Below are 23,282 nucleotides of genomic sequence, written 5' to 3' on the forward strand. Positions count from 1 at the left end.
GGGCGGCGGGCCCGGTCACCGCACCGGGACGTAGCCGAGCCGTTTGTCGACGACGTTGTGCAGCGGCTCCCCGGCCGCCCAGCGGTCGAAGTTCTCCTCGAACTGCGCGGCCAGCACCTCCCGCCAGCCCAGCGTGTCGCCGCTCATGTGCGGTGAGACGAACAGGCCCGGCGTCTGCCACAACGGGCTGTCCGGCGGCAGCGGCTCCTGCTGGAAGACGTCGAGCGCGGCGCCCGCGAGACGCCCCGAGCGCAGCGCCGCGACGAGCGCGTCCTCGTCGACGAGCGGGCCCCGGCCGACGTTGACGAAGCGGCACCCGGGGCGCATCGCGGCGAACGCCTCCGGGCCGAACAGGCCGCGCGTCGCGTCGGTCAGCGGCGCCGCGCAGACCACCCAGTCGGCGCCGCCCAGCAGCGGGCGCAGCGCCTCGGCGGCGCGCACCGTGCCGAACTGCGGATCACCGGTGCGCTCCCGGCGGCCCACCAGTTCGACGGTGACACCCAGTGCCTTCAGGGTGGTGCCGACGGCCCGGCCGATGGGGCCCGAGCCGACGACGACGGCGTGCGTCCCGGCCAGCCGCCGGGTGTCGCGGTGCTCCCAGTGCCGCCGCCGCTGGCGCTCCCAACTGCCGTGGAAATCCTTGGCCATGGCCAGGACGAGCCCGGCGACGTACTCCGCGATCGGCTGCTCGAACACGCCGCGGGCGTTGGTCACCACCGTGTCGTCGGCGACCAGTGCCGGGCACAGCAGCCGGTCCACCCCGGCGCTCGCGGTGTGCACCCAGCCGGGCCGCGGGCCTCGGACGGGCCAGGCGTCACGGATCGCGTCGGAGGTGAAGTCCCAGGCCAGCAGCACATCGGCGGTGGGCAGCAGCGCGGCGAGGGTGGCCGGTTCGGCGGTCACCACCCGGGCCCGGCCGGTGAGCCGGTCCAGCTTCGGCGGCGGGTCGGAACCCAGGACGAGGACGGTGCTGTCAGGCATGGGCCAAAGCCGTTCTGAGACGTGGAACGGGGCGGGGGGAAGGGGCCGGCGGGCGACGGAGGGACCGGGGGCGGAAGCGCGGGACGAGAGGCCGGAAAATGCCGGAGATGTGAGGATTGACCACGCTAAGAAGTCGTAACTACCGTGTCAACAACGGCACTGTTCCGACGTCCCGGCTCATCCCGGCTGTCCTTCTCCTCTGGCCAGGTCCTGGCCACTGCCCTTCGCTCTCCTAGGGGCTTTCATGGACGTCTCCTTCCTCGGTGGCCCTCAGCCCCAGCTCGGTGTGGGCGTCGTCGCGCCCTTCGACTTCGCCCTCGACCGTGAGCTGTGGCGCTGGGTACCGGACGACGTGTCCCTCCACCTCACCCGTACCCCGTTCGTCCCCGTCGAGGTGAGCCTCGATCTGGCCCGCATGGTCAGCGAACACGAAACGCTGCGCGCCGCCGTCGAGGCGCTGAGCGCGGTCTCTCCGCAGGTCATCGCCTACGCCTGTACGTCCGGAAGCTTCGTCGGCGGCCTCGCGGGCGAGCGGGCGATGACGGCGGCGATGGTCCAGGCGGGGGCGGTCCCCTCCCTCACCACCTCGGGCGCGCTCATCGAGGCGCTGCGGGAGCTGGACGCCTGGCACGTCGCGGTGGTCACGCCGTACACGAGGTCGGTCACCGACTCCCTGGAGGCGTTCCTCGGCGAGGCGGGCGTTCAGGTCACCGGCCGCGCCTACCTCGGCCTGACCCGGCACATCTGGCAGGTCCCCTACCGCGATGTCGTCGCCATGGCCCGCACCGCCGTGACCGACCGCACCGACGCCCTCTTCATCAGTTGCACCAACCTCCCGACGTACGACGCCATCCCGCAACTGGAGGCCGAGCTGCGGATGCCGGTGCTCTCGGCCAACCAGGTCACGCTGTGGGCCGCGCTGCGGGCGATCGGCGTCCGCGCGGTCGGGCCGTACCAGGCGCTGCTGGACCCGGTGGCCCGCGCCGGTCCCGCCGCGATGAACTCCGGTGCGCCGCCCGCCCCGTCGGCGCCGGAGGTGCCCGGCACCCGTCCGGACGAACCGCCGGAGCCGGAACCCGCCCCGCCCGAGGCCGCCCGTACGGCCCCGCCCGCGGAGCCGTCACCGACCGCCGACCCCCCGGAGCGCCGCCCGCGAAAACCACGGGCCCGGCGGGGCGGCACCCGCCACTGAACCCGGCGCCGCCCGACGGCGCGCGGACCCCGGCCCGCGCGCCCCGCACCGCCGCGCCGTCCCCCGGCCCGAGCCCCCACCCAAGGGAGAACCGCATGACCACGGTCGGCTTCCTCTACCCCGGCCACTCCGCCGAGGACGACTACCCGCGCCTCGCCCGGCTCCTCGGCGACGGCATCGCGCTGCCCCTGGTCCACACCGACATCGGCGAGGACGCCCACCGGGTGGACGCGCTGCTGGAGATGGGGTCGGCGGCGCGGCTCGCCGCCGGCGCCGGCGAACTGCGCGCCCTGGGCGCCGAGGCCGTCGTCTGGGCCTGTACGAGCGCCAGCTTCGTCTTCGGCCGGGAGGGTGCCCAGGAGCAGGTCAGGGAGTTGTCCGCGGCCGCCCGGCTGCCCGCGTCCAGCACCTCCTTCGCGTTCACGGGCGCGGTGCGGGCACTCGGCGTCCACCGGGTCGCGGTCGCCGCGACCTACCCCGAGGACGTCGCGGAGCTGTTCCGGTCCTTCCTGAAGGAATCCGGTACCGAGGTCGTCGCCACCCGGGGCAGCGGCATCATCACCGCCGCCGAGGTCGGCACCTGGGGCCGCGACGAGGTGCTGGCCATGGCCCGGGCGGGCGACCATCCGGACGCCGAGGCGGTCCTGCTGCCGGACACCGCCCTGCACACCGCGGCGTACCTGGCGGAGCTCGAAACCGCGCTGGGCAAACCGGTCCTCACCGCCAATCAGGTCACCGTCTGGGAGGGCCTGCGCCTGGTGGGCCGCACCGTCGAACGCCCCGCCCTGGGTACCCTCTTCACCCCCGCCGCGCACCGGGAACGGTGAGAGGGCGCCCACTGGGATGCCCCCCCGCACGGCGCCGCGTGCCCCGGGCGGACCGGGGCCGCCGCGCTGCCCCAGGGCGGATTCACGGGAACGGGTGAACCGGCTCCGGGAATAACCGGAGCTGTTCTCCGGTTATCGTGGCCGCAGACCGGCGAAGCGAGGAGGACCCGCCCGTGAGCGGCGAAAGTGACCAGCAGGCCCAGCGCGACGAGATCCGCGGCACCGCCCAGGGGGACGCACCCGTCCCGCTCTCCGTCCTCGACCTCGTGACGGTCGGTACGGGCAGCTCCGCGGCGGACGCCGTCCGCACCGCCGCCGATCTCGTCCGCCTGGCCGAGCGCCGCGGCTTCCACCGCTACTGGGTCGCCGAGCACCACTCCATGCCCGGCGTCGCCTCGTCCTCCCCGGCGGTCCTCCTCGCCCACCTCGCCGCCCACACCGAGCGCATCCGCCTCGGCTCCGGCGGCGTGATGCTGCCCAACCACGCGCCGCTGGTCATCGCCGAGCAGTTCGGCACCCTGGAGGCGATGGCCCCCGGCCGCGTCGACCTCGGCCTCGGCCGCGCCCCGGGTACCGACGGCGCCACCGCCGCGGCCCTGCGCCGCACCGAGCGGCTGCACGAAGGGGCCGACGAGTTCCCCCAGCAGCTCGCCGAGTTGACCCGCTTCCTGGACGACACGTTCCCCGACGGCCACCCGTACGCCCGTATCCACGCGGTCCCCGGGCCCGTCCAGGCGGCCTCACCCGGTGGCGTGCAGTCCGCGCACCGCCCGCCGCTCTGGCTGCTGGGCTCCTCCGGGTTCAGCGCCCGGCTGGCCGGCACCCTGGGCCTGCCGTTCGCCTTCGCCCACCACTTCTCGGCCGCCAACACCGTGCCCGCCCTCGACCTCTACCGCGCGTCCTTCCGCCCCTCCGAGGTGCTCTCCGAGCCGTACGCCCTGATCGGCGTCGCCACCCTCGCCGCCGAGGACGAGCGGGCGGCCCGCCGCCAGGTCATGACCGGCGCGCTCTCCATGCTCCGGCTGCGCACCGGCACCCCCGGCCTGGTCCCGAGCCCCGAGGAGGCCGCCGCGTATCCGTACAACGCCCACGAGCGCGACTTCGTCGACGGCTGGCTCGCCAACATCGTCCACGGCACCCCCGACGCCGTCCGCCAGGGCCTCGACGACCTGGCCGAACGCACCGGCGCCGACGAACTCATGCTCACCGCCAACGCCCACGGCGCCACCGCCCGGCTGCGCTCCTACGAGCTGATAGCCGACGCGTACGGACTGCCGCGCGACTGAGGCGGTCGGGACCGGCCGCCGCACACCGCGCCGGGCCGACCCGCGTACGGAGCGGCGGGGCGGGTCGGTCCGCGCTGCGGTGCCGGGCGCCCGCCGTGGTCACAGCCCGCTGTCCGGGCGGCGCGCCGGTCGGCCGGGCTGCCGTGCGCACTGCTCGCGGCAGTGCCCGGAGCGCGCCGTGACGTCGGCGCGCTCGCCCGTCCGGCCCCGGAGCGCTCCATGGCCCCGGCGCACCGGCCCGCGGCACGCCGTCGGCCGCCCGCCGTTGCCGCCGCGCCCCGTCCGGCGCGGCGCACGCTCAGAAGTCGTCCGTCCGGCCGTCCGCGTCGAGCAGGGCGGTGATCCGCTCCGGGGGGAGCGGGCGGGCGTAGAGCCAGCCCTGGCCGGTGTCGCAGCCGATCCGCCGGAGCCGGGCCGCCTGCTCGGCGCTCTCCACACACTCCGCGGTGACCGTCAGCCCCAGCCGGTGTGCCAGCGCGACCAGCGCCTCCACGATCGTTTCATCGGCCGGATTCGGGTGCTCCTGTGACCGAAAACCGCTGACGAACGAGCCGTCGAGCTTCAGGACGGAGACCGGCAGCCGGCTGAGGTAGGCGAGGTTGGAGTAGCCGGTGCCGAAATCGTCGATGGCGATCCGTACGCCCATGTCACTCAGCGCCTGGAGCGCCTGGAGCGGCCGCCCCGCCGAGCCCATCACCGCCGATTCGGTCAGCTCCAGTTGCAGCAGCTCCGGCGGCAGCTCGGTCTCCGCGAGGATTCCGGCCACGTCCGCGACGAGGTCGGAGTCCCACACCTGACGCACCGCCACGTTGACGCTGACGACCAGCGGCCGGACGGCGGGCCGCGCGAGCTGCCAGGCGCGGGCCTGACGGCAGGCGGTCTCCAGCACCCAGCGGCCCAGTTCGACGATCGAGCCGTTCTCCTCGGCCAGCGCGATGAACCGATTCGGCGCCAGCGTGCCGAACTGCGGATGACGCCAGCGCACCAGCGCCTCCACGCCCTCGGCCCGCCCGTCGCCCAGCCCCACCAGCGGCTGGTACTCCAGCGTGAACTCGCCGCGGTCCACGGCCGGACGCAGCGTGCTGGACAGCGCCTGCCGGGTCATCCGGTGCGCGTTGCGCTCGGGGTCGAAGAGCGTCCAGCGGGCCTTGCCGTCCTCCTTGGCCCAGTACAGCGTGGTGTCGGCCGCCTGCATCAGGCCGGTGGCCGTCGTCCCGGCGGCGGTGCGCTCCACCACGCCGATGCTGGCCGAGACCGACAGCCGCTGCCCGGCCAGGTCGAACGGCTGCTGGAGGGCGTCCAGCGCGCACTGCGCCAGCTCCGCCACCTGGTCGGTGCCGGTGGAGTTCTCCACCAGCAGCGCGAACTCGTCACCGCCGAGCCGGGCCACCAGATGGCCGCGGGAGGTGTCGTCGTCCCGCGCGCCGGTGCGCTCCGCGCAGCGGCTCAGCCGCTGTGCCACCGCGCTCAGCAGCCGGTCGCCGACGCGGTGCCCGAGCGTGTCGTTGACGGCCTTGAAACCGTCGAGGTCGAGGTAGCACAGGCCGATACGGCCGGTCCCCGACGGCTCGAACGAGGCGGCCTCCAGCGCCGCCGACAGCCGCTCGAAGAAGAGCGCGCGGTTGGGCAGCCGGGTCACCGGATCGTGCATCTGGAGATGGCGCACCCGGGCCAGCAGATCGTGCCGGTCGCTGCTGTCCGCGACGGTCAGCAGGAACCGTTCGCCGTCCGGCAGCGGCTCGACGCCGACCTCCACCCAGAGGGTGTGGCCCGCCGGGTGCTTGAGGCGGCGGGTGCAGCGCAGCCGGTCACTGCGGCCGCACAGCACCTCGCGGTAGGCGGTCCACAGCCGGGGGTCGGAGCCGAGGTCGGTGAGGTCCGCGGCGGCGGCCGAGGTCAGCCGCGCGGGGTCGGTGCCGAGCAGTTCGCCGAAGGCGGGGTTGGCCGCGATGATCAGGCCGTCGCCGTCCAGCAGGGCCATCGGCAACCGGGCGGCGTGGAACGCGGCGCGGTAGTCGCCGAACGCCGTGGCCGGGCTCTCGTGGGCGAGCGCCGGGAGACGGCCCGCGGCGCCCTGCCGCTCGGCCCGTACACCGGATTCGTTGGTCGTACCCTCACGCTCCGTCACGGAGTCAAGCGTCACTCCGGGCGTGCGGCCCGTCCTGTCGGGGTGTCCGCTCACTGCTCGCTCCCGCATGGCGCTGGTCTCGTGACGGAGGGGGGAATCCGCGCTGGAAAGTGTGGCGATCATAGAGGCTGCCGCGGCGGGCGAGCCAGCGACATCGCCGTGATCATCGGCACGGGTGACGGAAGTTCAGCCATTTCTGCCCGGCTGTGTTCATCGGAGCCCACCGGATTGACCGTGATGGCTACGTGTGACGTTCCGTGACGGAGTGGCGCGGGGGCGCCGCTCACTCCGCTGGACGCGGAAACAGGACGAATACCTGTAAATCATCACAGGGTGGTTGGGGTGTCCAATTCCCGTCCCCGGAGGTCGATGTGGTGCGCCCCCAGACGCCCGACAGGGCCGAGCCCCGGAGGCTGCGCCGCGCCGCGGCGGTCGCCACCTCACTGACCGCGCTCATAGCGACCTCGATCGTCGCCGGCCCCGCCACCGCCTCGGAAGCCACCCTCTCGTGCGCCCTCGGCCGTACCGACGCCCACCACTCCGAGGGACTGGACACCTGGAACGCCGCCTACCCCCGCCCCCGCGGCGCCCTCGACGCCGTGATGATCTTCCTCTCGTTCCCCGACTCCACCCCCGTCGCCGGCGCGGGCGAACTCGCCCGCAACTACTTTCCGGCCACCTCCGGATTCTTCGACCGTGCCTCGTACGGGAAGTTCCGCCTCCGCCCCCACCTCCACAAGAAGTGGGTACGGATGCCGCACCGCTCCACCGACTACGGAATACGGCGTGACTGGGCGGCCGGCAGCCGCGCGTCCTACCTCCGTGACGCGGTCGCCGCCGCCGACCCCTCCGTCGACTTCGGCCGCTACGACATCGTCTACTTCGTCGCCGACCCGGACGCCCCCGGCGTCGACTCCGACGCCACCAAGGTCGTCAACCTCGACCAGCCGATGCGCGCCGACCGCACCGACCTGCGGCGCTTCGTCACCGTCTTCGAGCAGAACCCGCCGGACCGCAACGTCCTCGCCCACGAGACCAGCCACGTCTTCGACCTGCCGGACCTCTACCACCGCCCCGAGGGCGGCAAGGGTGACTGGGACACCTACGTCGGCGACTGGGACCTCATGGGCAGCCAGTTCGGTCTGGCGCCCGACCTGTTCGCCTGGCACAAGTGGAAGCTCGGCTGGCTCACCGACAACCAGGTCGACTGCGCCGGGCTCACCGGCGCCGGCTGGCACACCCTGCGCCCGCTGTCCGCCCCCATGGAACCGGGTGACGAGCGCCGCCCCCGGCTGCTGGTGGTCCGCACCGGACGGGACACCGCCCTCGCCGTCGAGGCCCGCGACGCCGCCGGCAACGACCGGACGGTCTGCCGCGAGGGCGTCCTCGTCTACCGCGTCCGCTCCACCGCCGCCTCCGGCACCGGCCCCGTACAGGTCCTCGACGGCCACCCGGCCACCGCCGCCTGCAAGGGCACCTCCGTCCATCCGCCGCTCGCCGACGCCCCGCTCGGCGTGGGGGAGAGCCTGCGGGACACCGCCGACGGCGTACGGGTGGAGGTCGAGGCGCGCGAACCCTCGGGTGACTGGACGGTCCGGGTCACCCGCGCCTGAACCCGCCCCGCGCGTACGACGAAGGCCCCCACCGAAGTGAGGGCCTTGTCTGTCTGTGCGCCGCCAGGGACTCGAACCCCGGACCCGCTGATTAAGAGTCAGCTGCTCTAACCAACTGAGCTAGCGGCGCCTGCTGACGTGGAAGACCTTAGCACCCGGAAGGGGGAGGGCAAAAATCGAATGCCCGGCGGCCGGACGCTCAGCGGGAGGTCAGCGCGGTGGCGGGGCGCTCCGGGGCCCGGTCGGAGGCGGCGCGGGCCGGGTGCCTGAGGCCCGCGCCGCCGGTGCGCGGGACGTCCACCCGGGCGGCGCGTACGCAGGCCCACAGCAGGACGTCCGGACCCGGCAGCCAGGGGCGGCGGACGTCGGGGGCGACCAGCCACCGGGAGGCGGGCGGGGCGGCGCCGTCCACCGGGCCGGCGGACGGGTACAGCGGCGGGACGGTCACCGCGTCCCCGCTGCCGTGGCAGAGCAGCGGCGGGACGGCGGCCGACCACTCCTCCCACTCCAGCAGCGCGGGCAGCCGCTGCGCGGTGCCCGGGGCGGCGAAGAGCAGGATCCGGCCCTGGTGGGCGGCGACCGGGCCGGAGCCGGGGCCGTCCGACCAGAGCCGGTCGACCATCCGGCGGCCGAAGAGCGCGGGCGCGTTGATCACGTCGAAGGCGGTGCCGCACGGCAGCACGCTCGGCGCGGCGGGCCGCTGCGCCCACAGAGAGCGCACGGCCCCCGGACGCGGGCTGGCGGAGGCCAGCCAGTCGGCGCCGGCGAGGGTGACGTAGGAGGCGGTGGGGAACCCCGGGGACGCCGGGGCGGGAGAGGTGTCGGACTGCCAGTCGCTCATGGGACAGGTCTACCGACGGGCGCCCCGCCCCCGAAGTGGTTTTCCGAAACCAGGACACTACGGGCCGGTAGGGGGTATCTTCCCCGCGCGCATATGCCGTGGGCTCATGGGAAAACCCGGACGGGTGACCTTTCGGACGTTTTCCGGGAGCGGTTCGCGGGGTGCTTTCCCAGGGGGTACGGGCGACCCGTACGGACGGGGCGGGGCCGTATGCCGGTGGGCTTCGGTGACGGTCCCGTCCGGTGGGGCGGGGCGCCGTTGCCGGGTCGGTCACGGGCGTACGCCGATGGGCCCGGCCCGCCCGTGGACGGCCGGGGGCGGTGCGTCGGCGGCCGGGCCGTGCGTCCGGAGGCGCCGGGCGGGGGCCCCGGGGCCCCACCGGGCGGCCCCGCGTACCGGCTCAGTCCCCGCCGTCGGGGCGGGTGGCGCCGTCGCGCATCAGGCTCCGGCCGAACTCGACCATCTTGCGGGCGTAGTCCTCCGTCCACTCCGCACGCTCGGCGAGCGCCGTCAGGGAGAGGCGGTCGAAGCGCTTGGGGTCGGCGAGCTGCGCGGCGGCCAGGGCCTGGAACTCCGTCGCCCGGTCGGCGGCGGCGCGGAAGGCGAGCGCCAGTTCCGTGGAGCGGCCCAGCAGCTCGTGCGGGTCCGCTATCGACTCCAGGTCGAAGAAGTGCTCCGGGTCCGCCGTGGCCGCGGGCGGTTCGAAGAGCAGCGGCGCGGGCCGCATGCGCCGGGGCGCCGCGCCGCGCGGGTCGGGAGCCGGTCGCGGCTCGGACATGAACGTACCTCCAGGGTCGAGTGCCGCATTCCATTGTCCCGCGCCGCGCAAGGGGGCAGGCCCACCGCGCGCGGGTGCGCGCGCCGGGGAGTGGGGCGGACCCTTCGTGCGCCGCACGGGGTGAGTGCGGGCGGCGGCGTCACGGCCCGCACGCCCCGGCGTTCCCTGTCCGCTTCCGCCCCCGGCGTTCGCCTGTCCGATCGGGGCTCAGGGAAACGATCCGAGGGCTCCCATCCGGTTCGGTGCTGAACGCGGCCGACGGAGTTGCGGAAGGGGCTCGATCTCCGGGTGGACAAGTGATAAGGAGTGAATTGGGTGGACGGCGATTCGGTGAGCTGGGCTGCGGAATTGAGAGGGGGATACATCGGGAATCGATCCGGAAGTGCGGAGATGCGGTGGGCATCCCTGCGGGGAACTCCGAAATCGTCCGTACGTCGGAAAGCGTCTGCGCGGAGACGGGGCGCGATTCTGCGCGAGCGGGGGCTCTGCCATCCTGGTGGCGGGAGTGCCGGGAGGCCGGTAAACGTAATGAGGCATGGGGGATTGATGGATTCTGTATTCGCGGATCAGGTGTGCGCGGCCGGGGAAACCGCCGGCGGTGCGCCGGGTGTGGGGGACAGTGCCCGCACGCGGGGCGCGGGCGCGGCGGTGTGGCGCGGATATCAGGCAGGCCGATATCGGGCAGGCCGGGACCGGCACCTCGCAGAAGGGTGAATTCGCGATGGGACGACCGCTGGACGGCGGCTCCGGTCCGCACAACGAAGGGCATGCGTCGGATCGAGGGAGGGTCTACCAAGCCGCGGGGGACCAGCAGATCACTGAGCACCATTACCACTACCCGGTGCGCCGAGGGGGCCTGCGGCGGGTCGTCCGGTGGCGCCTGCCCGAGGCGTGGCGGCCGGCTCTTCCCTTCGCGGTCCCGGTCGCGTTCGTTCTCGTCATCGTTCTCGCGCTGAAGGTGTGGCCGACCGCGCAGGGTTCGCCCGCTGACGAGGGACGCGGGGCGGCCGAACGGCCACAGGGCGCGGCGGCGGCCTCACCCGACCGTTCCGCCGGAAGTCCGGCCCCTTCGGAGCCTTCGTGGTCACCGAGCCCGCCGGAGCCTTCGCCGTCATTGAGCCCGCCGGCTGATGCCCAGTGGTTCGGAGAAATGAAACTGACATCCGTCGACCTGGACGCGGATCCGCCGAAAATCGTGGCTGATGACGATGAGGCGAATACCACCTTCAAGGTCGGCTATCAGTCCGGGCGTGACGGTGCGGGAGTGGAGATCGAGGGCCTGCAAATCCTTTGGGACAGGAAAAATTCGGTCGCCCTCTGGGAGGATTCCGCCACACCCACCTCCCAGCAGTGTGTGGACCGCATCGGTCAGCAGGGGGCGAAGAGCCTTCCGCTTTCCGAAGGCAGCCGCTTCTGTGTCAGTTCCTGGGACGGGCGGGTCGGTCTGGTCGATGTCGGCGCATATGACGAGACCCTTGAGGCGTACAAAGGAACGGTCATCGTGTGGCCGCCCTGCCGAAAGCATTGCAGCAGCCTTCCCCACGGCTAGAAAGCACCGCCCCGGCCTCCCGGCCGGGGCGGTTCACTGTGCGGCGGGTATTTCCGGGCTCTTCCTTCGTGCCCTTGTCCGGCGGCGACGCTGGCGAGGCGTCACGGCCGCCACGTCACCCGGTGTTCCGCGAGGCGGGCCAGGACGGCGTGGTGGGCCTCCCAGCCGTCCGGGAATCTGACCGTGACGCCGAGCTGGACCGGCTCCGTCGACGGGTGTTCGTCCAGCAGCTCGGCCACGCCCGCCCGGCAGACCACGACGCAGGCGTGGCGGTGGCGGGAGGCGAGGACGCACAGGCGGCCGGTCTCCAGGTGGAAGGCGGTGGCGTCGGGGCGGCCGGAGAGCGGGTGGAGGACCACCGTGACGTCGTACTCGCGGCCCTGGAGGCGGTTGGCGGTGTCCACCACGACGCCGCTCACGCCCAGTTCGGCCAGGGCGGCGCGGACCGCGGCGGCCTGATCGCGGTGGGCGGTGCCGACCGCGATCCGGGCGGCCGTCACCGGCTCCGGATCGGGGCCGCGCTCGCTGGTGGCGGCCGCGCCGCGGTCCAGGATCCGCCGCACGACGAGAGCCACCGCGCGTACCGCCTCCGGGTCGGTGCGCGGGGTGTGCCGGGCGGGCAGTTCCAGCAGGCCCCAGCCGGACGCGGCGGCCTCGTCCAGGACGCGGTCGACACCGGAGCCGTCGCCCGCCGTGCCGAACGCCAGGCTCCGGTCGCCGGGCCCCGTACCGCTGCGGAAGCGGGTGAACGGGTAGAACGCGTCGGAGACCAGCGGCGCCGCCGACGCGGGCAGCCGCCAGGAGACCGGCAGGCGGTGCTGCGGCAGGTCGGGGTTGTGCGCCAGGAGGGTGGCGACGGCGCTGGACGACGGGTCGTACGCGAGCCCGGCCCACTGCTCGGCGCCGACCACGCTGAACGGGTCGAGCTGGCCCGGGTCGCCGACGAACAGCGCCCGCTCGAAGAGTCCGGCGACGGCCAGCAGCGCGTCGGAGCGCATCTGGTACGCCTCGTCGACGATCGCGTGCCGCCAGCCCTCCTCGACCTTGGTGTGGGCCCACTTCGCGGCGGTGGAGACGACGACGTCCATCCCGGCGAGGTCGCCGATCTTCGCGGAGGCGCGGACCTCGGGCAGCGCGGCCAGCGCCGGGTCGACGGTGCCCGGCTCGCTGCCGTGCAGACGCCCGACCGGGAGCTGCGGATCCTTCTCCGCCAGGCGCAGCACCAGGTCGTCCACCTGGGCGTTGGTCTGCGCGACGATCATCAGCGGGTGTCCGGCGGCGGCCAGCTCCCGGGCCGCGCGGACCACGAGGGTGGACTTGCCGGCGCCCGGCGGGGAGTCGACGACCACGCCGGACCGGGCGCTGTGCAGGGTGTCGTGGAGGATCGCGTCCGTCGCCGCGGCGGCCGCCGCGCCCGGGTCGAACGGCTCGGTGCCGCCCGGCCCGGGGGCCGCTCGGGTCGTCCACGGGGCGCCGGTCACAGGAAGTCCTCCGGTGTCATCGGGTCGGGGGCGTCCCCCTCGGGGCCGGTGGGCGGCGGGCCGCCGTGCGTCCACGGGGTGTCCTCGGGCTCCGGTAGCTGCGGGCCGCCGCGCGGGGCGTGCTCGAACAGCGTCCAGCAGACCGTCTCACCGGGCTCGGGCACCGAACCGGGCGCGGGCACCTTGCCCCGTCCCATGCCACCGGTGAGCCGCACCGTCAGGCTGCCCGCGGCTCCGTCCCCGTACGCCGTGAGGACCGCGGTCTGCGTCTTGCCGTCGGGCAGTCGGCGATACAGCCGGGCGCCGTCGGTGAGCAGCGGGGTGTCGGTGGTGCGCAGCGTCACCAGGGGGCGCGGCATCGGGCGGGTGCCCTCGGAGAACGCCTCCTCGACGGCGGTGACCTGCCCGGCGAACGCCTCCCCGGCCAGCCGCCGCCCCGCCATCACCAGCGGATCGTCCAGCGCCTCCTGGGCGTCGAGCTGGGCCTGGGCGGTCTCCCGGGAGGCGAGTTTGCGGGCGGCGGTGACCGCGTCGTCCCGCTTGGGCTGCGGCGGCTCGCCCGCGCGCACCCGGTCGCGGTGGGCGGTGTACGACCAGCGGTCGCGTTTCCAGCGGTCGGCGACGTGGGCGCCGGGCGGCAGGGCGCGCAGCAGGTCCCAGCCGCGCCAGACCGCGTCCCAGGTGGGCCGGAGCTGACCGCCGATCAGCTCGTGCAGCTCCTCGGCGGCGCCGGGCACGCCCGCGTCGTACCGGGCCATCGCGGGGGCCAGCAGGACGTTGTCGAACGCCGGGTCGGTGGCCGGGCCCGCGGGCGGGCAGCGCAGCATGCCGTCCGCGTCGCGCGCCGACTCCGCGTCCTCGGCGGCGGCCCGGCCGGAGCGGCCGGCGGGCGGGTCGATCCAGGCGAGCAGGGCGCCCAGATGCTGGTCCTCCAGGGCGCTCTGGCCCGTCGCCCAGTGGCGGGCCAGCAGCTCCGTCATGGGCAGCAGCAGGCAGGAGCCCGGTACCCGGGCGCGCTCGCCGAGGTGGGTCAGCCAGCGGCCCAGCAGCGGCACCCGGGGCGGTGCGGGGTACGGCGCCTCCGGGTCCTGCTCGGCCGTCCGCCGGAACCGGGTCGAGCGGCCCAGCAGCCGGAGGTACGCGACGCCCGCGGTGGACGGCACGATCACCTGCGGGGCGTCGGCGCACAGCTCGACCTGGACGGTGACCTTCCTGCCGGTCTCCGGGTCGGTCTCCTTGCGCTCCTCGTGGCCGACGGTGTCGGCGAAGCCGTCGAGATACGGCAGGACCGCGTCGGCCAGCTCGGCGAGGAAGGCGAACCGCAGGTCACGGTCGCGGGGCTGGGCCACCGTCAGCAGCAGCGGACGGTCGCGGTCGGTGCCGACGAGGGCGCCCAGCGGGGCACCGGCCTCACCCGCCGTCGTCAGCGGGACGCAGACCAGCGGGCGGTCGGCCAGATGGCGGTGGCGGACGGTGGTGAGCGGCGCGGCCACTCCGGCGGCCGCCGCCTCCATCCGTGCCAGCGTCTCGATCAGCGGCATACCGGGTCCTTTGCTCCGGGCGCGGTACGGGGGAGCGGGACGGGCGCGGCGGCCAGCGCCTCGGCGCGCAACCGGGCGGCGCGGCGCAGTGCGGCGAGCGCCGGGTCGGCCTCGTCGGGGGCGTCGGCGCATCCGGGGGCGGCCGGGCCGTTCACCGGGTCGGCCGGGGGAGCGGGTGCGGGGACGCCGGCCGGGGGCGCCCCGCCGTCCGTCCCGCCGCCGTCGGCCGCCGGGCCGTCCGCCGCCGGTTCCGCGGCCGCCGCCAGTACCGCGTCGATGGTGCGCAGGGAGCCCAGTTCGCCGCGTACGCCGCGCCCCAGGGTCTCCACCGCGCCCCGCTCACGGGAGCGGCCGCGGCAGTGGAACGCCAGCTCGCAGGCGGCCAGGCACTCGGGCGCGTACGCCGCGTCGACCGCCTCGACGGCGTCGGCCAGCTCGGCGGCGGGGCGGGTCGCCGTCCGGCCGTCGTCGGCGAGGCGCAGGTCGAAGGTGGTCTCCGGGGGCAGCGCGGCGGCGATCTCCTCGACCCGGGTGAGGCGGGCGAGCTGCCGCCGGGTGGTCGCGAGCTGTCTGCGGATGTCGACGGCGGCGGCCGTGGGGAGGTTGGAGAAGTCCTGCGGGCACACCAGCAGCACCCGGTCGCCGACCCGGGCCGGGCGCTCGCCACCGGCGGTGACCTGCGCGGCGACGCCCTCCAGGGCGTGGACGTAGACCGCCGCCTGCCGGGCCGCCGCGCCCACCTTGGCGGCGTCCGCCGCGCCGTCGATCATCGGGAAGGACTTGATCTCCACGACCGTCCAGACGCCGTCCGGGCGGACCACCACCGCGTCCGGCTCCACGTAGGCGGGCGAACCGGCGACCTCGACGGCGAGCAGCGGATGGTCCAGCAGCGTCCAGCCGCCGGTGGCCGTGGCCTCCCGCAGCGCCAGCGCCGTCCGGGCGGTCCGGCCCTCGGGACCGGCCGCCGCCAGGTCCGGCGCGGCGACCTCGTCCGCCTCGGGCGCGGGGACGTGGGACGGCAGCCGGGCGTGCAGCAGCCGCAGCAGCTCCACGCCGCCGTCCGCCTTGACGCGGGCCTCGAAGCTGTTGCCCCGGGCGAGGGCGAACCGGGACTGGCCGTGGCCCGCGGGGGAGCCGAGCGCCCGGGCCAGGGCGGCCTTGTCGACGCCCGCGCCGTCCAGCAGCGCGCGGCGGCGGCAGCCCGGGTTGGCGGCCAGCGCGGCGAGCGCCCGCGCGTCGAGCGCGCGGGGGCGTATGCCCGGCCCGCGCAGCTCAGTGAGGCGCTGCCGCAGGCTCGGGGGCGGCGTCGGCGCCGCGCTCGGCGCAGTGGTCGCCGCGGGTCGGCTGTCGCGGAAAACGTTCACCCGGCGAAGTCTCGCATCCGCCACCGACAACGCCCCCCGCCCTCCCGCGCCGCCCGGTGGCGGTCCGGCGCCGCCGGGCGGTCGCCGGGGCGTCCGGTTCCGTCGCGGCGGGAGGCGTGCCCCGGGTGCGTACGGCGTCGGCGAGGCGGAGCAGCGGGCCGGTGAGCCAGGCGCCCACGCCCATGACGGCCACGCCCGCCAGCACGTCCAGGAGGTAGTGGTTGGCGGTGCCCATCACCACCAGGGCGATGGCCACCGGGTAGGCCACGGCGAGCGCCCGCGCCACCCGGGAGGAGGCCAGCCGCCACACGATCACGCCGCACCACAGGGCCCAGCCCACATGGAGGCTCGGCATCGCCGCGTACTGGTTCGTCAGCCCGCCCAGGCCGCGCGGGGCGGACGCCTCGGCGCCCCACCAGCCGTATCCGGCGTAGTGCGCCATGCCGTCCACGAAGCCCTGTCCGGCGTCGAGCAGGCGCGGCGGCGCGGTCGGGAAGAGGGTGAAGCCGATCAGCCCTATCAGGGTGGCGGTCAGCAGCCCGCCGCGCGCCACCCGGTAGTGCGCGGGCCGTCGTCGCCACAGCCAGACCAGGACCGCCGGGGTGACGACGTAGTGCAGCGCGGCGTAGGCGTACGCGGCGGGGACGCCGACCACGGGGACGCCGGTGAAGAGCCGGTTCAGCGCCGGTTCCGGGGTGAGGTGCAGGGCCCGCTCCACCCGGAGGAGGGCGGTGCCGTGCCCGGTGGCGGTGGCCACGTCGCCCCGGGCGAGCAGCCGGCCCGCGGTGTACGCCGCGTACACCGCGGCCAGGAGCGGGAGTTCGGTCCACCACCGGGGGCGGCCGGGCCGGGCCGCCGTGCGGGGCGCTGCGCTCGCCATCGCGCACCTTCTTCGTCGTGCTTCGCCGGGCGCGGCGGTCGCCGCGCCTGCCCCACCGGTGTCTCCGGCGACCGTCCACCATACGCTGTATGGCTCGCTGCTCCTCCCCAGGGCGGCCCGGCCCCGGGCGACCCGGTGCGCGATGATGGAATCCGCGGGGCGCGCGGGCCCGGAGCCGTGTCCGCGCCCGCCCGTACGGCGACGACGCCGCGGCGCACCCCGCGGCGTCCACCCGCACCACCTGCGACAACAGCCGAGAGATCGGCGAGAGGTACGGCCCCCATGGCACCGCGCATCCTCCTGGCCCGGCACGGACAGACCGAGTGGTCCCTTTCCGGCAGGCACACCGGCCGCACGGACATCCCGCTCCTGGAGGAGGGGCGCAGGGGCGCGAAGCTCCTGGGCGAGCGCCTGCACCGCGCGCCCTGGGACGGCCTGCCCGGCGTCGAGGTGCGCACCAGCCCGCTGCGGCGCGCCGCGGAAACCTGCGAGCTGGCCGGATTCGGCGACCGCGCCGAGCGGTGGGACGCCCTCATGGAGGTCGACTACGGCGCGTACGAGGGCCTGACGCCCGCGCAGATCAAGGAGCGGCGGCCCGGCTGGCTCCTCTGGCGCGACGGCGTACCCGAGGGCGAGACGCTCGCCGAGGTCGCCGCGCGGGCCGACCGCGTCATCGACTGGGCGCGCGCGGCCGACCGCGATGTGCTGGTCTTCGCACACGGCCACATCCTGCGCTCCCTGGGCGCCCGCTGGCTCGGCCTGGACGTCTCGTTCGCCGCCCGCATCCGCCTCGACCCGACCTCCCTGTCCGTCCTGGGCTGGGCGTACGGCGAGCCCGCCATCGAGCGCTGGAACGACACCGGCCACCTCGGCTGACGGCCGGCGCCGGAGACCGGCGGACGCGCCCCGGGTTCGCGTACGAGGCGGTCCGGAGGGGCGGCGGCACCGGGTGCGTCCGGCGCGCGCGGGGCGCCGGACGCACCCGGGGTGCGCCCTCGCCCCCCGTCAGCCCCGGCGGGCCGCCGGGAGCGCCGCGTGCTGCTCCAGGAACGCGGCGACCTCCGGAGCGGAGCGGTGCGGGCGCAGGGCGCGGGCGGTGGAGTCGAGCATCGCGCGGATCCGGGAGGACCTCACCTGCCCGAGGAGCCGCAGTGCCCGGCCCCCGGTGACGGCCGCCTCCTCGGGCGCGCCGTCGGCCGCCAGATCGCCCGCCAGCTCCGCCGTGAACAGCGCGGTGTTCCGGGTGAAGTGCGGTTTCTGGAGCGCCACCGCCCGGCGCGCGTGGGCCACCGCGCGCCCCCCGTCGCCCAGGGCCGCCCAGCACTGCGCCTCCAGGCCCTCCAACTCGGCCTCGCCGTAGAAGGTCATCCACTCGGGGTCGTGGTCGGTGGGCCCGTCCCCGAAGAACCGCCGGGCCCGGGTGAGCGCGCGCTCGCAGCCGGAACGGTCGGCGAGGAGCGCCAGTCCGCCCGCCTCCCGCAGCGCCAGCAGGGACCTCAGCCGGGGCGAGGCGAGCCGCCGCGCGGCCCGCTGGGCGGCCTGCGCCGCGCGGACCGCCTCCCGGGGGCGCCCGGCGTCCCGGGCGAGGAAGGCGGCGTTGCAGAAGGCGTGCGCCTCCAGCGCCGCGTCCCCGCAGACCCGGGCGGTGGCCAGCGCCTCGGCGTAGTGCGCGCGGGCGTCGCCGAAGCGGCCCGAGTCGTGCGCCAGCCAGCCGACGGACAGGGCCAGTTCACCGGCGCCGCAGTGCAGCCGGTCGGCGACCGCGCGCCGCTGGGCGCCCGCGTCGAGCAGGGCGTACGCGGAGTGCAGGGGCACCATCGCGCGGTGGTAGAGGTCGTCCGCGCCGTGCCGGTCGTCGAGCAGCCGGATCCGCCGGACCGCGTCCTCGACGGCGGTGGCCTCGGCGGTGCCGGGACGGCCGCCGGACGACGGCCGGGGCGCGGGGACGGCGAAGGCGGGTGGGGCGGCGATGCCCAGGGCGGCCGCCGGGCCGCCGGTGATGAACGCGCGACGCAGCACGTCGCTCTCCTCGCAGCTGGGGATACAGGTATCGCGGTGGTCGGGGGCAGGTGCCAGGGGCGCGGCGCTGACCGCCGCCGTACGCGCCCCCCGTCCGCGTACCGTCTCGCGCGCCGCGAAGCCCATGTCGGCCAGCGTCAGCCCCGGGAACATGTGCCGGAATACGCGCTCGTAGGCGTAGTTCGGGCAGCGGATCTCCCCGGACTCGACGCGGCCCACATAGCGGGCGTCGCACGAGACCTGCTCGCCGATCTCACGGGCGGAGCGCCGTACCGCCGCCGCGAACTCACCCGGTGACAGCTTGCCGCGAAGCTGCCGGAAGGCGGTGTTCGGACGGGCGGGGACGGTGCGGGACGACGCTGAACGCGCGGCTGGCGACGCCATGGCGGACCTCTCCGTGCCCTCTCTCCGGCGAGAGCCGCTTCCTGGCGGAGCGGCGGGACGAACGTACCCGCTGTGACGGAGTGGATACGGAGAGTATGCCTACAAACCGGATATCTCACCCACGATCCGCCATGAACTGCCATCCTTTGCGGCGGTCCGCCGCCGTAGCTGTTGACGGGGCACGCCGTTGGACACGGTGTCGATACGCAGCGGTGCAGAAGGAGGGGTTTTCCGTGTGGAAGTCCGGTGTGGGCGAGGGCGGCGCGACGCGTGCCCGGGCGGGGGTGCCGCCAGAACGGGCCCCGCTCTGCGACCTCGTCACGGTCCCCGCCCGGCAGGGGCTCGAAGCCGTCGACATCCTGCGGCTGCGCGACGGCGTCGGCCCGGTCCTGCACGACGGCCCCTGCCACACCCTCGGCTTCCTGGTGCCCGCCGGGACCGCGGAGCGCTGGGACCTGCCCGGAAGCGCCTGCACCCGGACGTTCGGCCGGGATGCCACCGGGTCCGCCGGGCGCGGCGCCCCGGAGCCGCCGGTGACCGGCACCGGCTGGCTGGTGCCGCCCGGCGGCGCGTACGGCGACGCCACCGACCCGGTCGTACTGCGCGCCGCCCTGGGCGAGGCGGCCCGCACCATCGAGGCTGTCGACCGCTGCCGCTGACCCGGGGCTCGCCCCGAGGGAAGGCCGGCCGCGGACCGTCCGCCGTACCTGGCCGGACGGCGACGCGCCCCGGTGCCGCCCGGTGGTCCGGGACGGCGCCGGGGCGCGCGGCGGTGGACGCGCGGCAGGGCGCGCGGGGGTGGGCGTGCGCCGTCAGCGGGCGGGCTGCGCCGCCTCGTCGGCGTACACCGCGCCGCACGGGGTCCGCTCCACGGGCGCCGCGGCGGGCGCCGCGCGGCCCGGTGCCGGACGGGGGATGGCGAGGCTTCCCGGGCCCTTGCCCAGCCGCCGCCGCACCCCGCGCAGCAGCCGCGCGGCGGTGAACGCCGTGCCGTAGACGGAACGCATCGACGGGCCGAACGACGCCGCGGCCAGCGGGCCCGCGAAGAACAGTCCCGGCCACGACGATTCGAAGAGCCCGCTCAGCTCGGGCGCCCGGCCGGGCCGCACCGTCCGCAGCCCCTCGCGCACCCGCGGATCGAGCAACCGCAGCCGCCGCAGATCCGGCACGAAACCGGTCGCCGCGATCACATGCTCGGTGTCCACCACCGTCGACCGGCCGTCGGCGGAGGCCAGTTCGAGGCGGACCACGCCGTCCCCGGGGACGGCGGCGCGCACCCGGTGGCCGGTCAGCACCGGGACGGCGGTCTCGAAGCGGTCCCGCAGCCACCAGGCGCCCGCCGGACGCGGCGTCTGGGGCGCCACCCGCCCCCGGGCCGGCCCCGGCAGCCACCGCACCGCCCAGGGCAGCTCGGCCCGCAGCCAGTGCGCCCACCCGGCGCCCAGCCCGCTGTGCGGGGCGCGCAGCGCGGCCGGGAACGGACGGATCAGCGACGGCGGCGCGGCCTCCCAGCGGATCCGCGCGGCCCGCGCCACGACCCGTGCCCGCGCCCCCAGCTCCGCCAGCAGCGCCGCCGTCTCCAGCGCCGACTGACCGCAGCCGACGACGGTCACGTCCCGCCCGGCGAACCCGGACAGATCGCGGTGGTCGCTGCTGTGCGAGGCGAGCGCGGCGGGCAGCCCGTACAGCGGTTCCGGGCGGCGCGCGAACGGCACCGCGCCCACCGCCAGCGCGACGGTACGGGCCCGCAGCGGCACGCCGTCCGCGGTCTCCACCCGGAACCCGCCGCCGTCCGGCCGCACCGCGGTCACCGTGCGCTCCTCCACCTCCGCCGGCACCGCCCGCTCGCCGAACCACCTGCCGTACGCGGTGAAGACGGTGCCCGGCAGCGGCACGCCCTGCCGCACCGGGACGCCCGCCTGCGCGCAGTACGCCGCCAGGGTGAACGCGCCCGCCGGGTCGGACAGGTCCGACGACCAGGGCGCGGAGGTGAGGTACATGCCGCCGGGCATGTGGTCCCGCCACGTCGCCATCGGGCGGCCCAGGACCCGCGGGCGCAGCCCGGCGGCCGCCGCGTGCGCGGCGATCGAGAGTCCGTAGGGGCCGGCGCCCACCACCACGAGGTCGTCCATGGATGTTCCCTGCTCCTTCTCGTCGTGCGGTTCTCGTCGGTGCGGCGCCGTACGGGCCGCGGGGCCGGATGCGGTGACGGTGTGTCAGCCCGTCAGGGACGGGTCCGATGCGGCCGTCTCCCGGGACGCGGCGGGCTGCGGGACCCCGGCGGTGGCCGCGGCCGCCCGGGACCCGGCGGCCCGCTCGTGGAGCGCGGCCAGCGCCCGCGCGGCCCGGTCCGCGCCGTACCGCGCGACGGCGGGCGGCGGGGGCAGCCGGCGCGGTGCGGCGCGCCGCTCCTCGCGCAGCGCGGCGGCCAGCAGATGGGAGCGCGGGACGACCTGCCGGGCGCCGGGCGCCTCCTCCTCGGGCAGCTCGTCCAGGGCCGGGCACCCGGTGTGCACCACGGGCAGCCCGGCGGCCAGCGCCTCCACCACGGCCGTCCCGAACGCCTGCGCGGGCGCGGGCGCGACGAAGACGTCCAGCGCGGCGAAGAGCGCGGGCAGCCCGGGGTCGCCGTGCCTGCCACCGCCCCCGTGCCAGGCGCCCGGCAGCAGGACACGGTTGCCCACCCCGAACTGATCGGCCGCCCGCCCCAGCGCCGCCCGCTCCGGCCCGTCCCCGGCCAGCACCAGCCGGGCGCCGGGCACCTGCGCCACCGCGCGGACCAGCAGGTCGAACCGTTTGCCCGGCACCAGCCGCCCGGCGCCCCCGACCACGAACGCGTCCGCCGCGAGACCCAGCCGGGCGCGGACCGCCGCGCGGGCGGCCGGGTCGTACCGGAAGGCGTCCGCGTCGACCCCCGGGGCGATCGTCTCGATGCGCTCCCCGGGGACGCCCAGCCGGCGCAGCCGGACGGCGACGGGCTCGGAGACGGCCACCGTCGCCGTGCCCAGCCGCTCGGTGCGCCGGTAGCGCGCCCGCACCCGGCGGGTCAGCGGACGCCCGTCCAGCTCCGTCGCGCCCAGGGTGTGGGCGGTGGCGACGACGCCCCGGACCCCGGCCAGCCGGGCGGCGATCCGGCCCGTGACGCAGGCGCGGTAGCGGTGGGTGTGGACCACGTCGTAGCCGCCGTGGCGGATCAGCCGGACGAGACGGGACAGGGTGGGCGGCTCGTCCAGGGACAGGACGGACCCGCCGTCGGCGCGGATGCCGTCGCCGACCGGCCCGTCACCGCTCAGGCTGACGACGTCGCAGCGGTACGGCAGCCGGCGCAGCATCAGCCGCAACTGCTGCTCGGCGCCGCCCACCTCCAGTCCGGTGACGAGATGCAGGACTTTCACCGGTTACCTCCTTACGGGCCCGGGGTCTACGGGCGGATCTCACGGGGCGGTGGGCGAGGAAAGACGGCCCCGGCACCGCGTTTCCGGGGCGCCGGACGGGATTTCTCCCGGCGGGCCTCCCATTTCCCCCCGTACGCCCGGTCCGGATTTCCCGGGACCGGCGGAACGGAAAAGAGAAAATCCGGAGCCATTCGGCGGACGGGTGGCGACCGTGCCGCCGAATGGCTCCGGCCGTGCGCTTCCGGTGTGGCGACAGCGGGGGAAAGCGCACCGTTCTCCGGAAAATGGAAGGGTGGGACACACCGGAGGTACCGGAAGGCGCATCCGGCGCCGCGGCGGGCCCGCTGGGCGGAATTCCGGGAAACGCGGTGCGGATGCCGCCCGCGCGGTCCCCAGGAATGCGCCGCGGACCGGACTGCGGGGCATGACGTCCTCCTGACCGGCGGCTGCCGAACAGGAATGCACTTTGGCAGAGAGTTCCCCGAGGTACCGGGCGGCACGCCGGACGGCCACTCGGGATACGGCACCGGGGCGATCTGCGCAACCGGGGCGAGAGGGTTCCGTCTTCCATAAGGATGAACGTTTCTCCCATACGGCGGAATACCCGCATCCCCGGCCCGCTCCCCGTCGTTGGGACCGATGTCCCATTCGTCAGAAGGAAAGGAAACGGGCGATGAAGCGGATCGTCACTTCGATCGCGCTGGCCACCGCCAGCGGTGCACTTGTGATCGGTGGTGCGGGGATTTCCTCTGCCACCGACGGCGGCCACGGTGGTGCCACCGCCGTCGGCAGTGCCTCGCACTCGCCGGGCGTGCTGAGCGGAAATGTCGTGCAGGTTCCGATCCATATTCCGGTGAATGTGTGCGGTAACAGCATCGGCGTGGTGTCGCTGCTCAACCCGGCATTCGGGAACACGTGCGCCAACAAGTGACCCGGCTGCCGGCCGCGTCCTGCGTCCGGCCCGGACCGCGTGGGTGACAGCGGGCCGCCACGACTCCGGTCGCGGCGGCCCGCTCGCGGTTC

The 23,282-nt window shown here is 75.6% G+C and carries 19 protein-coding genes and 1 tRNA gene; 8 read left to right on the plus strand and 12 right to left on the minus strand.

Annotated features, from left to right (window positions below):
- Positions 1–15 precede the first annotated feature (15 nt).
- Positions 16–981: a D-2-hydroxyacid dehydrogenase gene (locus ACGH2B_RS18515; protein ID WP_399090620.1), complete on the minus strand. Its 966-nt coding sequence runs from the start codon at positions 979–981 to the stop codon at positions 16–18.
- A 244-nt stretch (positions 982–1,225) separates the two neighbouring features.
- On the opposite strand from ACGH2B_RS18515, the gene ACGH2B_RS18520 reads away from it, so the two are divergent.
- The 3 genes from ACGH2B_RS18520 to ACGH2B_RS18530 all read left to right on the plus strand — a co-directional run bounded on the left by ACGH2B_RS18520 (position 1,226) and on the right by ACGH2B_RS18530 (position 4,286).
- The gene (locus tag ACGH2B_RS18520) at positions 1,226–2,173 is read left to right on the plus strand and encodes a decarboxylase (protein WP_399090623.1); all 948 of its coding nucleotides are present in this window, start codon (positions 1,226–1,228) and stop codon (positions 2,171–2,173) included.
- 95 nt (positions 2,174–2,268) lie between these two features.
- Positions 2,269–3,000, plus strand: coding sequence for a decarboxylase (locus ACGH2B_RS18525; RefSeq protein ID WP_399090625.1), 732 nt, complete (start codon positions 2,269–2,271; stop codon positions 2,998–3,000).
- A 173-nt stretch (positions 3,001–3,173) separates the two neighbouring features.
- On the plus strand, positions 3,174–4,286 hold the full coding sequence (locus ACGH2B_RS18530; RefSeq protein ID WP_399090628.1) for an LLM class flavin-dependent oxidoreductase: 1,113 nt from the start codon (positions 3,174–3,176) through the stop codon (positions 4,284–4,286).
- Positions 4,287–4,584: 298 nt separating this feature from the next.
- Here ACGH2B_RS18530 and ACGH2B_RS18535 read toward each other — a convergent pair whose 3' ends face one another.
- A complete protein-coding gene (locus tag ACGH2B_RS18535) occupies positions 4,585–6,483 on the minus strand; it encodes a putative bifunctional diguanylate cyclase/phosphodiesterase (protein ID WP_399090631.1) in 1,899 nt (632 codons plus the stop codon).
- Positions 6,484–6,785: 302 nt separating this feature from the next.
- Here ACGH2B_RS18535 and ACGH2B_RS18540 point away from each other — a divergent pair, with 302 nt between their 5' ends.
- Entirely contained in the window at positions 6,786–8,027 is a 1,242-nt protein-coding gene (locus tag ACGH2B_RS18540) for a M6 family metalloprotease domain-containing protein (RefSeq protein ID WP_399090634.1), read from the plus strand.
- A gap of 56 nt (positions 8,028–8,083) precedes the next feature.
- On the opposite strand, the gene ACGH2B_RS18545 is transcribed toward ACGH2B_RS18540, so the two are convergent.
- The 3 genes from ACGH2B_RS18545 to ACGH2B_RS18555 form a co-directional block, all read right to left on the minus strand.
- Positions 8,084–8,157, minus strand: a tRNA-Lys gene (locus tag ACGH2B_RS18545).
- Positions 8,158–8,226: 69 nt separating this feature from the next.
- Positions 8,227–8,868 carry a bifunctional DNA primase/polymerase gene (locus ACGH2B_RS18550; RefSeq protein WP_399090637.1) on the minus strand — a complete coding sequence of 214 codons (642 nt, stop codon included), beginning with the start codon at positions 8,866–8,868 and terminating at the stop codon, positions 8,227–8,229.
- A gap of 400 nt (positions 8,869–9,268) precedes the next feature.
- Positions 9,269–9,646: a hypothetical protein gene (locus tag ACGH2B_RS18555; RefSeq protein ID WP_399090640.1), complete on the minus strand. Its 378-nt coding sequence runs from the start codon at positions 9,644–9,646 to the stop codon at positions 9,269–9,271.
- A gap of 721 nt (positions 9,647–10,367) precedes the next feature.
- Here ACGH2B_RS18555 and ACGH2B_RS18560 point away from each other — a divergent pair.
- Positions 10,368–11,195: a hypothetical protein gene (locus ACGH2B_RS18560; RefSeq protein WP_399090642.1), complete on the plus strand. Its 828-nt coding sequence runs from the start codon at positions 10,368–10,370 to the stop codon at positions 11,193–11,195.
- Between the two features lie 101 nt (positions 11,196–11,296).
- Here the strand turns inward: ACGH2B_RS18560 and ACGH2B_RS18565 are convergent, their stop codons facing one another.
- Genes ACGH2B_RS18565 through ACGH2B_RS18580 form a run of 4 tightly spaced genes read right to left on the minus strand, consistent with a single transcriptional unit; the run spans position 11,297 to position 16,461 of the window.
- Positions 11,297–12,676 (minus strand): AAA domain-containing protein, encoded by a 1,380-nt coding sequence (locus ACGH2B_RS18565; RefSeq protein ID WP_399090645.1) that lies wholly within the window; start codon positions 12,674–12,676, stop codon positions 11,297–11,299.
- Positions 12,673–14,217 (minus strand): hypothetical protein, encoded by a 1,545-nt coding sequence (locus tag ACGH2B_RS18570; RefSeq protein WP_399090648.1) that lies wholly within the window; start codon positions 14,215–14,217, stop codon positions 12,673–12,675. The genes ACGH2B_RS18565 and ACGH2B_RS18570 overlap by 4 nt, the downstream gene beginning before the upstream one ends.
- Positions 14,208–15,581: a hypothetical protein gene (locus ACGH2B_RS18575; protein ID WP_399090651.1), complete on the minus strand. Its 1,374-nt coding sequence runs from the start codon at positions 15,579–15,581 to the stop codon at positions 14,208–14,210. The genes ACGH2B_RS18570 and ACGH2B_RS18575 overlap by 10 nt, the downstream gene beginning before the upstream one ends.
- Positions 15,490–16,461 carry a phosphatase PAP2 family protein gene (locus ACGH2B_RS18580; RefSeq protein ID WP_399090654.1) on the minus strand — a complete coding sequence of 324 codons (972 nt, stop codon included), beginning with the start codon at positions 16,459–16,461 and terminating at the stop codon, positions 15,490–15,492. Before ACGH2B_RS18580 ends, ACGH2B_RS18575 begins: the two co-directional genes overlap by 92 nt.
- 282 nt (positions 16,462–16,743) lie before the next feature.
- Here ACGH2B_RS18580 and ACGH2B_RS18585 point away from each other — a divergent pair, with 282 nt between their 5' ends.
- Positions 16,744–17,337 (plus strand): histidine phosphatase family protein, encoded by a 594-nt coding sequence (locus ACGH2B_RS18585; RefSeq protein WP_399090657.1) that lies wholly within the window; start codon positions 16,744–16,746, stop codon positions 17,335–17,337.
- 129 nt (positions 17,338–17,466) lie between these two features.
- On the opposite strand, the gene ACGH2B_RS18590 is transcribed toward ACGH2B_RS18585, so the two are convergent.
- On the minus strand, positions 17,467–18,864 hold the full coding sequence (locus ACGH2B_RS18590) for a tetratricopeptide repeat protein (protein ID WP_399090660.1): 1,398 nt from the start codon (positions 18,862–18,864) through the stop codon (positions 17,467–17,469).
- Positions 18,865–19,097: 233 nt separating this feature from the next.
- Between ACGH2B_RS18590 and ACGH2B_RS18595 the strand changes: the two genes are divergently transcribed.
- Positions 19,098–19,523, plus strand: a complete 426-nt coding sequence (locus ACGH2B_RS18595) for a hypothetical protein (RefSeq protein ID WP_399090663.1) — start codon at positions 19,098–19,100, stop codon at positions 19,521–19,523.
- A 153-nt stretch (positions 19,524–19,676) separates the two neighbouring features.
- Here the strand turns inward: ACGH2B_RS18595 and ACGH2B_RS18600 are convergent, their stop codons facing one another.
- Together ACGH2B_RS18600 and ACGH2B_RS18605 are read right to left on the minus strand one after the other, a co-directional pair.
- Complete coding sequence (locus tag ACGH2B_RS18600) at positions 19,677–20,996, minus strand: NAD(P)-binding domain-containing protein (protein ID WP_399090666.1); 1,320 nt, start codon at positions 20,994–20,996, stop codon at positions 19,677–19,679.
- An 84-nt stretch (positions 20,997–21,080) separates the two neighbouring features.
- Positions 21,081–22,259 (minus strand): glycosyltransferase, encoded by a 1,179-nt coding sequence (locus tag ACGH2B_RS18605; protein WP_399090669.1) that lies wholly within the window; start codon positions 22,257–22,259, stop codon positions 21,081–21,083.
- A 673-nt stretch (positions 22,260–22,932) separates the two neighbouring features.
- Between ACGH2B_RS18605 and ACGH2B_RS18610 the strand changes: the two genes are divergently transcribed.
- Entirely contained in the window at positions 22,933–23,190 is a 258-nt protein-coding gene (locus ACGH2B_RS18610) for a chaplin (RefSeq protein ID WP_399090672.1), read from the plus strand.
- Positions 23,191–23,282: the final 92 nt, after the last annotated feature.

The organism is Streptomyces sp. BBFR2 (genome assembly GCF_044497305.1).
Classification (GTDB): Bacteria; Actinomycetota; Actinomycetes; order Streptomycetales; family Streptomycetaceae; genus Streptomyces.

Excerpts from the sequence above, each read along its gene's own strand:
- ACGH2B_RS18570 (WP_399090648.1), bottom strand. The coding sequence starts at position 14,217 with ATGCCGCTGATCGAGACGCTGGCACGGATGGAGGCGGCGGCCGCCGGA.
- ACGH2B_RS18535 (WP_399090631.1), bottom strand. The coding sequence starts at position 6,483 with ATGCGGGAGCGAGCAGTGAGCGGACACCCCGACAGGACGGGCCGCACG.
- ACGH2B_RS18585 (WP_399090657.1), top strand. The coding sequence starts at position 16,744 with ATGGCACCGCGCATCCTCCTGGCCCGGCACGGACAGACCGAGTGGTCC.
- ACGH2B_RS18525 (WP_399090625.1), top strand. The coding sequence starts at position 2,269 with ATGACCACGGTCGGCTTCCTCTACCCCGGCCACTCCGCCGAGGACGAC.
- ACGH2B_RS18590 (WP_399090660.1), bottom strand. The coding sequence starts at position 18,864 with ATGGCGTCGCCAGCCGCGCGTTCAGCGTCGTCCCGCACCGTCCCCGCC.
- ACGH2B_RS18610 (WP_399090672.1), top strand. The coding sequence starts at position 22,933 with ATGAAGCGGATCGTCACTTCGATCGCGCTGGCCACCGCCAGCGGTGCA.
- ACGH2B_RS18560 (WP_399090642.1), top strand. The coding sequence starts at position 10,368 with ATGGGACGACCGCTGGACGGCGGCTCCGGTCCGCACAACGAAGGGCAT.
- ACGH2B_RS18550 (WP_399090637.1), bottom strand. The coding sequence starts at position 8,868 with ATGAGCGACTGGCAGTCCGACACCTCTCCCGCCCCGGCGTCCCCGGGG.
- ACGH2B_RS18515 (WP_399090620.1), bottom strand. The coding sequence starts at position 981 with ATGCCTGACAGCACCGTCCTCGTCCTGGGTTCCGACCCGCCGCCGAAG.
- ACGH2B_RS18520 (WP_399090623.1), top strand. The coding sequence starts at position 1,226 with ATGGACGTCTCCTTCCTCGGTGGCCCTCAGCCCCAGCTCGGTGTGGGC.
- ACGH2B_RS18600 (WP_399090666.1), bottom strand. The coding sequence starts at position 20,996 with ATGGACGACCTCGTGGTGGTGGGCGCCGGCCCCTACGGACTCTCGATC.
- ACGH2B_RS18580 (WP_399090654.1), bottom strand. The coding sequence starts at position 16,461 with ATGGCGAGCGCAGCGCCCCGCACGGCGGCCCGGCCCGGCCGCCCCCGG.
- ACGH2B_RS18555 (WP_399090640.1), bottom strand. The coding sequence starts at position 9,646 with ATGTCCGAGCCGCGACCGGCTCCCGACCCGCGCGGCGCGGCGCCCCGG.